General features: G+C 45.9%; 13 protein-coding genes and 1 pseudogene. 11 read left to right on the top strand and 3 right to left on the bottom strand.

Translation table 11 applies throughout. The features are described from left to right. Positions 1-62 precede the first annotated feature (62 nt). The 5 genes from KB186_RS09005 (at position 63) to KB186_RS08985 (ending at position 3,660) form a co-directional block, all read left to right on the top strand. A complete protein-coding gene (locus KB186_RS09005; RefSeq protein ID WP_232773445.1) occupies positions 63-719 on the top strand; it encodes a TetR/AcrR family transcriptional regulator in 657 nt (218 codons plus the stop codon). An 11-nt stretch (positions 720-730) separates the two neighbouring features. Then, the gene (locus KB186_RS09000) at positions 731-1,099 is read left to right on the top strand and encodes a DUF4180 domain-containing protein (protein WP_232773444.1); all 369 of its coding nucleotides are present in this window, start codon (positions 731-733) and stop codon (positions 1,097-1,099) included. Positions 1,100-1,101: 2 nt separating this feature from the next. Next, positions 1,102-1,791 (top strand): formylglycine-generating enzyme family protein, encoded by a 690-nt coding sequence (locus KB186_RS08995; RefSeq protein WP_232773443.1) that lies wholly within the window; start codon positions 1,102-1,104, stop codon positions 1,789-1,791. A 37-nt stretch (positions 1,792-1,828) separates the two neighbouring features. Then, the gene (locus KB186_RS08990) at positions 1,829-2,380 is read left to right on the top strand and encodes a MarR family winged helix-turn-helix transcriptional regulator (protein WP_173608833.1); all 552 of its coding nucleotides are present in this window, start codon (positions 1,829-1,831) and stop codon (positions 2,378-2,380) included. A gap of 74 nt (positions 2,381-2,454) precedes the next feature. Continuing rightward, the gene (locus tag KB186_RS08985; RefSeq protein WP_173608832.1) at positions 2,455-3,660 is read left to right on the top strand and encodes an MFS transporter; all 1,206 of its coding nucleotides are present in this window, start codon (positions 2,455-2,457) and stop codon (positions 3,658-3,660) included. A gap of 35 nt (positions 3,661-3,695) precedes the next feature. Here the strand turns inward: KB186_RS08985 and KB186_RS08980 are convergent, their stop codons facing one another. Both KB186_RS08980 and KB186_RS08975 read right to left on the bottom strand, forming a co-directional pair. Next, entirely contained in the window at positions 3,696-5,168 is a 1,473-nt protein-coding gene (locus KB186_RS08980; RefSeq protein ID WP_173608831.1) for an MFS transporter, read from the bottom strand. Positions 5,169-5,297: 129 nt separating this feature from the next. Further along, a complete protein-coding gene (locus tag KB186_RS08975; RefSeq protein WP_232773442.1) occupies positions 5,298-5,681 on the bottom strand; it encodes a nuclear transport factor 2 family protein in 384 nt (127 codons plus the stop codon). A gap of 184 nt (positions 5,682-5,865) precedes the next feature. On the opposite strand from KB186_RS08975, the gene KB186_RS08970 reads away from it, so the two are divergent. The 6 genes and pseudogenes from KB186_RS08970 (at position 5,866) to KB186_RS08945 (ending at position 11,477) form a co-directional block, all read left to right on the top strand. Then, the gene (locus tag KB186_RS08970) at positions 5,866-6,312 is read left to right on the top strand and encodes an SRPBCC family protein (protein ID WP_232773441.1); all 447 of its coding nucleotides are present in this window, start codon (positions 5,866-5,868) and stop codon (positions 6,310-6,312) included. Between the two features lie 210 nt (positions 6,313-6,522). Next, positions 6,523-8,613, top strand: a complete 2,091-nt coding sequence (locus KB186_RS08965) for an S-layer homology domain-containing protein (protein ID WP_173608828.1) — start codon at positions 6,523-6,525, stop codon at positions 8,611-8,613. Positions 8,614-8,772: 159 nt separating this feature from the next. Continuing rightward, a complete protein-coding gene (locus KB186_RS08960) occupies positions 8,773-9,534 on the top strand; it encodes a DUF4253 domain-containing protein (protein WP_173608827.1) in 762 nt (253 codons plus the stop codon). 87 nt (positions 9,535-9,621) lie between these two features. Then, positions 9,622-10,059, top strand: a complete 438-nt coding sequence (locus tag KB186_RS08955) for an SRPBCC family protein (RefSeq protein WP_173608826.1) — start codon at positions 9,622-9,624, stop codon at positions 10,057-10,059. Positions 10,060-10,283: 224 nt separating this feature from the next. Continuing rightward, a pseudogene (locus tag KB186_RS08950) lies at positions 10,284-10,481 on the top strand (response regulator transcription factor); the annotation flags it as partial. A gap of 81 nt (positions 10,482-10,562) precedes the next feature. Further along, on the top strand, positions 10,563-11,477 hold the full coding sequence (locus KB186_RS08945; protein WP_173608825.1) for an NAD(P)-dependent alcohol dehydrogenase: 915 nt from the start codon (positions 10,563-10,565) through the stop codon (positions 11,475-11,477). 80 nt (positions 11,478-11,557) lie between these two features. Here the strand turns inward: KB186_RS08945 and KB186_RS08940 are convergent, their stop codons facing one another. Further along, positions 11,558-12,403 carry a DegV family protein gene (locus KB186_RS08940; RefSeq protein ID WP_173608824.1) on the bottom strand — a complete coding sequence of 282 codons (846 nt, stop codon included), beginning with the start codon at positions 12,401-12,403 and terminating at the stop codon, positions 11,558-11,560. Between the last annotated feature and the right edge of the window lie 9 nt (positions 12,404-12,412).

Here is a 12,412-nt window from a genome sequence, read left to right as displayed (position 1 = left end):
GAAAATGATGGTGTACACTTTTTTTATTCCGACCGTACAGTATAAATAAAAGAGGTAAGATCATGCCCAAATTAGGAATGGAACCAAAGCGCCGAGCAGATGTCATCAATGCGACCCTTACTTGTATTAGCAATCACGGGATTGATGGCATGACGTTGGATAAGGTGGCGGAGTATGCGGACTGCTCAAAGGGTGTCGTCACGTATTACTTTAAGAATAAGGATAATTTGACGAGTGAAGCCTTTCAGGCATTCTTGGCCTATTATGGCTTGAAAATCGAAGCTGACATTGAGAACACCATGACCGCCCAGGAAATGATGGATGTTACGCTTGCGCATATCTTGCCGCCATACGTGAACGACAAGGAAAAACGGATCAATGTTTCGCAGCTGGATGGCATCGCTGAGATGTACATCCCGCATGAAGATCAAGCAAGACTCTTTGTCCAATTCTTCTCCAAAGCCGCATTGGACCCCAAGCTGCAAGAAGTAGTTGCGAATAGTTATAAGAGAGATTTGCAGGGTATCACCAAGATTTTTGAATACGGCAAGCAAACCGGGCTTATGTCTGTAGAGGATTCACAAAGCGCTGCCTACGGACTCATGGCGATGGTTGTGGGCTTGAGCTTCTTTCGAGTGGCGAGGGTTTCGCCAGCAAACGGTGAAGACAACCGATATATTTGTGAGGACTTTGTAAGGCAGATGACCAATAGAAGATGAGGAGGGTACACATGAATATTACAAAGATAGAAGCTGGCGGGAAAAATATTGCCATTGTGAGTGGTAGCGAGGTAATTATAGAGGATGTGCAGTCCGCATTGGACCTGATAGCAACAGTACACTATCAAGCAGACAGTGAGCGTATCATTCTCAACAAATCATTGCTCAACGAAAGCTTTTTCGATTTGAAAACACGCCTTGCTGGCGAAATCCTTCAGAAGTTCATCAATTATCGGGTAAAAGTGGCAATTGTAGGAGATTTTTCGGTGTACACAAGTAAAAGTCTAAAAGACTTCATCTATGAATCGAACAACGGAAACGACATCTTTTTCTTGCCGACCGAAGAGCAGGCGATCGAGAAGTTAAGCCAGGTGAAATAGAGATGGAGCGACCGTCCACCATGGTGAGCATCCCAGCAGGGCATATCGAATTACGAGACGATCGGATCAAGGCGACATGGACAACCGAGGTGAACGCTTTTTTACTCGCACCGGTTCCTGTTACGAATGCGTTATACTTCTCGCTTGTACAAAAAGCAGCTGGACCGAGTGACCACCCAGAGGCTCCCGTCGTGAATGTCTCGTGGAACGATGCAATTTCGTTTTGCAATCTGCTTTCTCAGCAAGCAGGTCTCACGGAATGCTACTCGATCAGTGAAGATGGTGAGTGTGTTGGTTGGAACGAGGAAGCGGATGGCTACCGACTGCCGACAGAGGCGGAATGGCAGTACGCTTGCAAAGCAGGGACGGGCGGTTATCGGTACGGCGAGCTGGATGAGATCGCATGGTACGAAGGGAATGCTGAAGGTACAGCACATGCGGTAGGACAAAAACTGCCGAATGCGTGGGGGCTCTACGACATGTTGGGGAATGTTTGGGAGTGGTGCTGGGACCTTTACGATGTAAACGTCTACGGCTCCTACCGAATTTTTCGCGGTGGCAGTTGGGCGGAAGAGGCCAGAGGATGTGGGGCGACGTGCCGCAGACGCAGTCACCCCACGTTTCGAATAGATGATCTCGGTTTTCGTCTTGCCAGGGGGGGTTGCAAAATCCAAATAAATCCGTTACATTGATTTTAGTTAGATAATCTAATTATATTCAAGGTGGATTATGAGCAGAAAAAACAAGTGTGAGCAAACATCCGATCAATTGCCGAAACTTGGTATTCAGCCATATTTGCATCTGATGGAAAAAACAGCTCCGCAAAATACGGATCGCAAATTGGCTCATTTGGGGCTACTGATGCTATGGCTGGGGGATAACGCCATAGACGTCATTGATTTGAATTTGGAGAAATTCGGCATAACGGAGTGTAAATGGGACGTATTGCTGTTGCTTACGTTACATAAAGACAGGGAACTTATCACCCCTTCTTCGCTTGCAGACAGGCTGGGTATTCGGCGTGCTTCTGTTACAGCTTTGCTGGACTGGCTGGAAAAAAGGCACTGGATCATCAGGGAGCAAAGCAAGCTGGACGGTCGCAAGATTCATGTCAAAATCACGCAAGAAGGCAGAGAATTAGTAACCAGCGTACTGCCGGTTTTTTGGTCTGCTTGCTCCTCCATTATGAGCGAATTAGAAGAGGAAGAACGGATGCTGTTGGAAAAAATCTTGATGAAGTTAAATAACAGCATGGAAGAGAAACTGGGGGTGGGAAGATAAGATCATATTTTTTTGTGAATATAATTAGATAATCTAACTATAATGTGTGTAAAAATTTGAAAAAGAGGTGTGCGATGTTACAGCGAAACTACTCACTCATGACGGCAATCCTCTGCTGGTCTGGAATCGTCGTCATGTCGAGCTTATACGTTACGATTCCCCTTATGACCATATTTGCCGATCTTTTCAGTATTACGTTGACACAGGCTGCAGCAGTAGGCAGCGCATTTTCGGTTGGGTTTGCCATAGGGTGCCTGATTTATGGACCGTTGTCCGAAAAGTATGGCCGCAAGAACGTTATTGTGATCGGGATGATTGCCCTGGCTCTCTTTTCTTTGTTGCTTGGTAGTGCAAATGATTTCGTATGGATCATTGTACTCAGGGGCTTGCAAGGTGCTGCCGCTGCTACGTTCTCGCCTGTTGCACTCGCCTATGCGGTGGAAATGTTCCCTGTGGCAAAGCGGGTAACGGCAATCGGATTTATCAGCACGGGATTTTTGGCGGCAGGAATCATTGGTCAAGTGCTCAGCACCGTAATGAGTCAACAATACAGTTGGCACGCCGTATTCTATATGCTTGCTGCTATCTATTTCGTGACGCTGCTCGTGGTGATGAGGTGGCTGCCAAAAGAAGAGAGTCCCCTTGCTACCGTTAATATGTGGGAGCCGATTAAGCGAATTCCCTCCCTGTTCAAACAAAAAAATATCGTCTTGGGCTACATAATCGCTCTTGTATTGCTTATGTCATTTGTTAATATGTATACGGTCTTGGGCAGTTATTTGGCGGGATCTGATTTTGGGCTTAGCAACAAGGAGATTCTGCTTGTTCGAACGATTGGTATAGTGGGCATGCTTATTTCTCCGCTGGCGGGCGGGCTGGCAAAACGGTTTGGCTTACGTACCGTGCTACGCTTCGGATTAGGTCTGGCAGTGATCAGTATGGCTTCCCTCGGTCTAATATCTAACTTGTCTCTTTTGATCGGTACGAGTGTGCTTTTCGTTGCCGGAATTGCGCTATCTGTTCCTTCCGTGATCACGCTTATTGGACAGCTAGGGGGCAAATCGCGGGGAATTGCGGTTTCGGTTTATACGTTTATCCTGTTTTCGGGAACAAGTCTTGGGCCGATATTGTCCATCCGTTTTATGAATGTTGGCAGCTATGAACTTACTTTTGTCTTGCTTGCAATCGTACTAGGAATTGGCTTGTTGGCTGCATGCCTGATTCGCAGTGATTCCGCGGTTGAAAGCAGTAGCACAAAACCTCCTTCGCCACTAGCTTAGTGGTTGAGGAGGTTTTGTTGTATAAACGATGGCTGCTATCGATTATTTTGTTGATTCAGCAAGCGTTCTCGCTGCTTATGCATGGCAATGAAAACGGCAAACACGAGAAGCAGACATCCTGTGAACAGAAACCCTTCCTCGATGGAGAAGGGCAGCCAACCTAACAGGCCTGAGCCGACGACCACACCGAGAGAGAAAAAGGCGTATAAGTAACCGTGTGCTTTCCCCCGCAATTCTTGCGGCGTCGATTGAATGAGCATCGTATTGACAGAAGGAAACAAGAGAGCAAAGCCTATCCCATATAGTCCTAACATGCAATACAGGGCCAATGTCGTGTTGGATTGACCAATAAGCAACTGACTCACGCCCATGAAGCCAATTCCGATGGACATCGTTTTGGAAGGGGCCACGCGATCAAAAATCTGGTTGGTCGGAAGGACAAAAAGCAAGACAGCAATCATCCCAAAAGTGCTCATTAATGTACCGCTTAATTTCGAATCGTATCCAAGCGATTGCACATGCAAGGGCAAAAGGTAAGCGATCACACCTTGTGAAAACATGAGCAAAAAGGCACCGCCGTAAGCTTTGATAATCCCAGCATTGAAGATCAAGGCTGAGGTCGGAATGTCCTTCTTAAGCTTCTCTTTCTTGCAGGCCTTAGTGGATCGCAGAAAAATGACGGACAGGATGGCTAGGAAAAAGCCCATAACAGCGACACATGTAAAGACAAAAGGCACGGAGGTTTTGCTTGCCATAATCCCGCTGAATGCAGGTCCGATAATCGCCGCGAGTCCCACAAAGGTACCGGTGAAAGCAACCTTTCGTCCTTGCTGCTCATGTGAAGTGTTATTCGCAGAGAAAGTGAAAGCAGCAGGAACGATCAAACCGGCGACAAATCCGTGAATGATTCGCACGATAACTAACAGAAACGGCTGATCGACAATGTGATACAGCAGCAAGGCACAGCTCGATAAAACCAATCCGATCAACAGTGGCTTGGATGGCCCAACCTTATCTGTCAGCATGCCTGAGATAATATTGCCAAAGGTATTGGCTAACGAATACAGACCGATGACAAAGCCTATCACAAATGAGCTGGCGCCTACGGAAGCAGCAAATGTACTCATGACCGGCAGTTGCGAGAACAAATCAAAGAACGAGAAAAAAACGATGCCGTATACGAGCACGGCATTGTTAAACGGCTTCAGAGGATACATATCCTGTGCCGTTTTCAGTCTGCGATCCAGAAAGAAGTTCCCAAACGGTACAAAAGCGGCGAGTAACGCAGCAAGAGGCCAGAGCAGGCTCCATCTCACGCGAATGGCCGCATAGAGTATCGCCAGAGCATACAAGCAAAAAATCCCGCCGTGAATACTTCCTGTGATGGTTACAGCTTTGTCTAAGCCCCACACGTATTTCAAGGGCATCGCGATGCCCATCAATACTAATAAGGAAAGGCCATCGAGTAGGCCTGTAAGACGTAAAAAGTAAATTGGATGTACCCGCACTTGTGACTCTCCTCATTTTTTATGAAGTGATGCCTCTATCCTAACATTTTTTTTGATGAAGAAAGTGAACAAATTCGGGTCATTCCTGTGTCGATATCATGAGGGCGGTGTATTTCTTTTGACGTGTTCTTAACTGTAATCTTCAATCAGGGAGACTTTTCCTTCTTTCATCATAAAAATCGATTTCCCTTTTAATTGGAGCGTATCTCCAGCCTTAAGTCCGTTTGGCAAATCAATCGCGAGTATTCCTTCATAATCAATTTGCACTTCTGCTCTGTCATCCATCACGAGGCAGGCGAGAATGGTCTGACGCCGACTCGAGAAAATTTTCGCAGACTTTTCAGCTAGCTCTCTAAACGCTTCTATTCCTTTTGTTTCTGTGTCCAGTTGTCCGTTGGAATAATTCCTGAAAACAATATCCGTATGCAAGTGTCTCACTATACCTTCGACATCAAATGAATTGTAGGCCTGCACATAATTTTCAACGATTCCTTTTACCTCTTCATTCGTCATGGTCATGCTCCTCCTCAGGGAATCAACGACTTGGTCTTCCGTTTATGAGTGACATTTTATTGGCGATTGTTTACAATTTACATAAGTTTTTGAAGGGATTTCAAGTCATTTATTTTCATTTGTTACGCGATTCTTGGTATTCGTGAAAGTTCTTGCTAACAAACTTGATTGGCGAGGTGTCCCGATGAAGAAGCAAAATACCGAATCACCCAAAATTGTTGGTCAAACGGCAGGGACAGGCTTCCAGGTAGGTGTACGCAGGACGATGCCCATTACCCCGGAACAGGCATGGGCGTTTTTAACCTCGTCCGAAGGGGTGAAGTTATGGCTTGGACATGTACCGAGCCTTAGCTTTAGCGAGGGGGAGGCCTTTACTTCCAGCGATGGAATATCGGGTCAATTTCGTGTTGTAAAGCCATTTCGGCAGTTTCGGTTGAAGTGGTCGATGAAGGAATGGGAAAAGCCGTCCACATTGCAAATCCGGCTGATATCCGACAAGCCTGACCGAACGACCATTAGTTTTCATCAAGAAAACTTGGATGACATGAACACAAGGGAGCAAATGAAGCTTCACTGGGAAGAAGTTCTGAATGAAATCAGGCAAAATGTCTCCATGATGGAAAGTGAATAAGCTTATAAACTGCACCTCTCGTTTCTATGTTTCACAATGGGGTGCAGTTTTTTTGTGATCCCTCATGATGAAAATACAAACATATTTTCCTGTTGCTGGTATAATCAAGAGAAATATATAAAACAGGGTGAGATGATGAAATGTTCTCTTTTCATAAAATCAGCAACAATGCTAGCAATCATGGGCTGTTTTTTTTCCAGCGTACCAACGATGAATGAAAAAACTGGTATCGTGACAACTGCATTTGCAGCGGAACCTGCTTCTTATCTTACAAAGGAACAGGCTATCTCACTCATGAAAAAGATACCTATCGATACAAAGGGTTACGTTGTGGAAGATATCTATCTTAACGATACAGTCGCTTTTGGTCAAAACGGAGCGGTTTGGACGAGCTATTGGGTCAAAGATAAAGACGGGAATGAAAGTCTATTCATAGATATAGACGCAACAACAGGCAAATTGGTCCGGTTTGCAAAATCTACAGTTGATAAGCCAAAAGAAACGGCTGTGAACATCATTTCAGAAAAAGAGGCTTTGAAAAAGGCAGAAGCATTCGTAAATACAGTTGCCTCTGAAGTGCAAGGGCATATTTCCAAGGCAAATGAATATCAGGTTGACGATTCCCTTCCTCCGCAGGTAATGGATCATGTTTTTCATTTTGTTCGCGTAGAAAATGACATTCCATTCTTGGAGAACTATCTTCAGGTAATCGTCGATTCTCAAGGTGAAATCGGTTCTTACAGTCGCCAATGGTACAATGGAGAGTTGCCATCTCCTGTTCCAGCCATATCAGCGGAGGAGGCAAATAGACGGTGGGACGAGGCGGTAAAGCCAGCCCTTCATTATGTGTATACAGGGGAGCAGATCGGAAAATATGGATTGCCCCATAGAAAAATGATTTTGGCATATGCTTACGATGAAAAAGCATCGGTCTTCATCGATGCGATGACGGATCAACCCATGACGATTTTGGGGGAGAGTAGTCAGCAGTCGCGAATCCCACTAGGAACATCAACCAAAACGTTGGGCAAGGAACGAAAAAGGCTGATGGATGATGAAAAGAGAGAGAAAGCCGACGAGATTGCACGTACGATGTTCCAAGCTATACCTGATCGTCAAACAAAGGTTGGGGGCAGTACTGCGATATCATGGAATGGATTTGGGGAGGTTAGCTCCAATAGTGCAAAGTCTTTTTATTATGCTCGTCCAGCCCAAGGAAAAGAAAAGGAAATGAAGTTCCAGTTAGGGATGGATGATTACGGAGAGGTTACGATTTTTTCGGTGGAGGAAGAACATTCTGAAATAGAGAGTCGAATCTATCCCAATCCCATTCCTTACGAAAAAGCACAAGTAGCTGCGACCGATTTTATGAAGAAACTCTATCCTGATCGACAAGGAGAGCTGTATGCGATCCATCTTCCGCCAACAGAAGAGAGCAAGAAATGGCTGTTTCAGCGAAATGGCGGCTACTACATTACTTTTGGTTGGTTAAAGCAAGGAATACCTGTCCAAGGCCTCGAAACGGGGGTAATCGTAGATCCTGTAAATGGAGAGGTAAAGGGGATGCACACTTTTCCAGCCTATCAACCACTCGAGATGATTCAGGTACAAAAACCTAGAATCGATGAACAAAAAGCAAAGCAGGTAGAAAAGGAAAACAAGGAGCTTCGACTCACCTATTTCATGCCATATCCAGAATGGCGACAGGGAACCTATCTGGTTAGTCGTGAGCCAAAGCTGGTTTACAGAATGGTAGGAGACGATGGTGTGGTTGATGCGGATTCTGGAGAATGGGTGAGCTATACGGCTTACAAGCAGTCAAAAATTCCAGAGGATATTGCTGCGCACCCTCACTATTTGGCGCTTTTGTACGCTGTGAAAGACGGTTATTTTCCTGTAACAAACAGCAATCTTGATCCTGATCAGCCTGTTACCCGTGGAGAGTTTCTACGCATTGTGCTCAAAGCCCAGGAGTCCTACGACTTCTTTCCAGACTATTATGGAGTAGCGGGGGAGGAGCAATTTTTTACGGATATCGATAAAGGTCATCCCCTCTATGAAATCGTGAAAGATTCGATAGAAAGAGGTTTGATACAAGCTACCACCAACAATAAGCAATTCGATCCAGATCGCAATGTCACAAATGCGGAAGCAAAAGAGATGATTTCCAGGCTGCTACAAAGGAGTGGAGAAAAGAACGGAGCTCTTTCAATTGCCGGGCAGCCTACTAAGATTTTGACAAAGGCTGATGTAGCTCGTTTATTAATGGAATTGAAATTCTATTCGAGAAGCACAGAGTAAAAGAGTAGGGATGCAGTTTGCTTCCCACTTTTTACGCCAATGCTCCGAACACAAGCGTTTTTTTGCTTTTTGTTCATTTCCACTCACTCTGGAAATTGAAGTAAAATAGACGAGTAATCCTATGAGTTGCTCAAACCAACAGAAAAAAGAGGTGTGACGATGGTAGAGGAGTTGTCGAATTACCTAAAAGAATGTGACATAAAAGTGGTTGCTGCGGAGGATTTCACGGTACCGGCTATAAAGGAAGATAAGCACAGCATTTTGGTCCTGCCTAGCTATAATATACTAGAGATGATAGAGGAAGCGGTGGACGAAGAGGGATCACTCTCTGATTATGTACATAACCAGCTAGAGGAGGTTCATGGCTTATCTGTGGAGGATGTCTTTCGGCGAATTGTGAAGTCTCGTCTTTTGTATACAGACATTGAAGCCGAGTTGAAAAGTTTGGAAGGAAAGAACTTTGAAGGCATCTATCAGGCATATTCCCTGATATGGGAAGGTGACGAGCTGCTCAATGAACAACTGAGTGAAACAGAGACGGAGTCCTTCCGCATAAGTGAAAAATGGGTGCAGGATCGGTTGGAAGATGATGCCCTGATTGTCCTGGAATTGCCGATAGCATCCGGTTATGAAGCACCACTGTGGGTCCCAATGGGCGGCTATAATGAATGCCCACTGCCCGTTTACCAGTCTGTTATCGTAAAGCACTGGCAGGAGGCGTATGGGATCAAGATTCTCGCTGTGACAGAGGATACGTGGATTTTTCAAGCTGGTTCAAGACCGAAGACCCATCAGGAAGCACTCAAGCTGGCACGAGAGCATTTCATCTTTTGTCAGTATGTTCTGGATGAGTTTCCTTCATTAGGGCATTACGCCAATTATTTAATGAAACAGGATGTTTGGCATTTTTGGTGGGATTAACCCGCCATATTCCTGAAATATCTCCCGTGTTCTGGCAATAAACATAACAAGATACCAAAGAACACTGGGGGAAGGAATGAGCAAATCATGCCTCAAGGAATACATGATGTGGAGCTGAACCTGCCCATTGGGGCGGTATGGCAGTTTGTAAGCATAGTGGAGAATTGGGTTCCATTGGTACCTGGCTACATCAGCCACGAGGTAATCAATGAACGTCGTGTCGCTTGGACGTTTACAGGCGATATCGGCATCATGAAGAAGACCATCAGCCTGCAGGTGGATATCACCGAATGGACGCCTCCGACCGAGGTCAAGTTTACCTTGACGGGGATCAGTGGGAATTTCACTGGGCATGGCTATTTCAAAGCGAAGGCATTGGGGGAGGCACGTACGAAAATGACGGGGTGTCTCGACATCACCGCCCATGGTGTGAAGGGCCCCATGATCAATTCTATTCTGAAGTCCAATCTTCCCAAGACAACGAAAGAGCTCGTGGAGGCTATTGGAAAACGTATAACGAAATAGCATCCTTGCCACCAAAATGTAAGCACGCCAGCTCGGCGTGTTTTTTTGTTTCATGCACGATTGGGAGATAATAAAGGAGGCGGGGCCAATACCGAGTAAATCAAAAAGTCGGCGGAGTTGACGCTTAGAGACATCGATCCTTATATTTTTTTATGATGATTCCAATTGTAACCACCAAGCTGCATATGCCCCCGCCACGGTTGAAGACCGTTACCCGTCCTCGTCTGATCGAGCCGCTTAATGAGCGAGAACTTGAAATTTTGCAGCTCATCGAAAAAGGATTATCGAATCGTGACATTGCCCGGTACTTGTTCCTCGCACTTAGCACGGTGAAAGGGCATAACCGGAATATCTTTGACAAGCTGCAGGTACAGCGGCGTACAGAAGCAGTCGCACGGGCTCGCCAGTTAGGCTTGCTGTAAATTCCAAAACAATACTTAAGTACCTGTATTCCAATACCGTACTCCCGCTATACTGATGGCAAAGCGGATAGGGGGATGTCAATGAGAGCCGTGGTTTGCACGAAATACGGATCGCCCGATGTTTTGGAGCTAAGAGAAGTAGAGAAGCCTATTCCTAAGGAGAATGAAATCCTGATAAAAGTTCATGCAACAACGGTTACATCTGGAGACTGTAGAATCCGCGCCTTCAAAAGTCCGTTCTTGCTCTGGATTCCCATGCGCCTCGTGCTCGGACTCACAAAACCGAGAAATCCGATTCTCGGCGTGGAGCTATCTGGGGAAGTCGAAGCGATCGGCAAACATGTCAAACGATTTAAAGAAGGCGACCAAGTCTATGCATTAAGCGGGATGCGATGCGGTGCGCATGCGGAGTACATCTGTCTGCGTGAAAACGCAATCGTGGGGGTAAAGCCGACAAATGTAACACATGAAGAAGCCGCCGCGATTCCTTTTGGGGGTACCACCGCCTTGCATTTTTTTCGAAAAGGAAAGCTGCAAAAGGGACAAAAAATGCTGATCTACGGAGCTTCTGGAGCGGTAGGGACCTCAGCGGTACAGCTTGCCAAGTATTTTGGCGCTGAGGTGACAGCGGTATGTAGCTCTGCCAATTTCGATTTGGTGAAATCGTTGGGGGCCGATACCGTCATCGATTACACGAAAGAGGATTTTACGAAAAAAGAAGAGCGGTATGACGTTATATTTGATGCCGTTGGGAAAGCAACGAAGTCCCATTGCGTAAAAGCACTGGCGCCTGACGGGATATTCCTGACAGTCGATGGGCTAGGGATTGCAAAAGTGCGAACGGAGGATTTGGATTTTCTTAAAGAGTTGATGGAAGCAGGGCAGATAAAAGCGGTTATTGATAGACGTTATTCGCTGGAACAAGTACCGGAGGCACATCGATATGTAGAGACAGGGCGGAAGAAGGGGAATGTAGTGATTAAGGTTGGAACATGATGAAATTGTGCCAAAATAAAGTCAAAGGGGGGCAGCTCTTTGCCGAAAAAATTGGCATGTGAGACTGCCCCATTTCACTCTTATTCATTCCGCCAAGCCAACGCCAGCGTCCCCATCCCGGCATGTGCCCCAATCGTGGAACTGATCGGTCCAACCAATACCTCGACATCGGAGTACTTGCTCTGAATTTTCTCTTTCAGTTCCAGCGCTTTGTCCAAAACGTTGCCATGCAAAATCTGCACGTGCTTCACGGTGTAATTCTGCTTGGCGTTCTCCAACTGCTCCATCATGCGCTTGACCGCTTTCCCTTCGGTACGAACCTTTTCATATACTTCAAACAGTCCATCCTTAATTTGAAAAATAGGCTTGATCTGAAGCAGATTGCCGATGAAATATTGCAAGCCGGTCATTCGGCCGCCCTTGTAAAACTGGTCGAGACTGCCGACCAGGATGTAGTTCTCGAACTTTTTGTATTCCTTGCGCAAGGAAGCCGCAATCTCTTGGTAGCCTTTACCCTCTTTGGCTTGCTCGATTCCGTTTAAGATAATCGAGGTAATCGGGTACGACATCAGCTTGGAATCTACCGACTCGACAGGAAAGTCTACCATCTTGGCTGCTGTGGCGCTTGTATTGTAGGTCCCACTCAGATCAGAGGAGAGGTGTACAGCAATCGCGCATTCATACTCTTCCTTTAATCGTTCGTAGAGGGTCACAAATTTTCCTAAGCATGGCTGCGACGTTTTGGGAGCATAATTGGCCTGTACAATTTTTTGATAAAGCTGTTCAGGCGCTAAATCAATGCCGTCTTCATAAGTGCCATCTTCAAAGATAATCTCCAGTGGAACGACGTAGATGTCATGCTCTTCCAAGATGTGATCAGGTATGAGTGCGGTACTGTCTGTAACCCAGGCAATTTTTTTCTTCAAGGAAACATG

The organism is Brevibacillus sp. AF8, from assembly GCF_021270385.1.
Classification (GTDB): Bacteria; Bacillota; Bacilli; order Brevibacillales; family Brevibacillaceae; genus Brevibacillus.
Note: the sequence above shows the minus strand (reverse complement) of the source record. Positions and strands in the feature narration are given on the sequence as shown.

Excerpts from the sequence above, each read along its gene's own strand:
- KB186_RS09005 (WP_232773445.1), top strand. The coding sequence starts at position 63 with ATGCCCAAATTAGGAATGGAACCAAAGCGCCGAGCAGATGTCATCAAT.
- KB186_RS09000 (WP_232773444.1), top strand. The coding sequence starts at position 731 with ATGAATATTACAAAGATAGAAGCTGGCGGGAAAAATATTGCCATTGTG.
- KB186_RS08995 (WP_232773443.1), top strand. The coding sequence starts at position 1,102 with ATGGAGCGACCGTCCACCATGGTGAGCATCCCAGCAGGGCATATCGAA.
- KB186_RS08990 (WP_173608833.1), top strand. The coding sequence starts at position 1,829 with ATGAGCAGAAAAAACAAGTGTGAGCAAACATCCGATCAATTGCCGAAA.
- KB186_RS08985 (WP_173608832.1), top strand. The coding sequence starts at position 2,455 with ATGTTACAGCGAAACTACTCACTCATGACGGCAATCCTCTGCTGGTCT.
- KB186_RS08975 (WP_232773442.1), bottom strand. The coding sequence starts at position 5,681 with ATGACGAATGAAGAGGTAAAAGGAATCGTTGAAAATTATGTGCAGGCC.
- KB186_RS08970 (WP_232773441.1), top strand. The coding sequence starts at position 5,866 with ATGAAGAAGCAAAATACCGAATCACCCAAAATTGTTGGTCAAACGGCA.
- KB186_RS08965 (WP_173608828.1), top strand. The coding sequence starts at position 6,523 with ATGAATGAAAAAACTGGTATCGTGACAACTGCATTTGCAGCGGAACCT.
- KB186_RS08960 (WP_173608827.1), top strand. The coding sequence starts at position 8,773 with ATGGTAGAGGAGTTGTCGAATTACCTAAAAGAATGTGACATAAAAGTG.
- KB186_RS08955 (WP_173608826.1), top strand. The coding sequence starts at position 9,622 with ATGCCTCAAGGAATACATGATGTGGAGCTGAACCTGCCCATTGGGGCG.
- KB186_RS08945 (WP_173608825.1), top strand. The coding sequence starts at position 10,563 with ATGAGAGCCGTGGTTTGCACGAAATACGGATCGCCCGATGTTTTGGAG.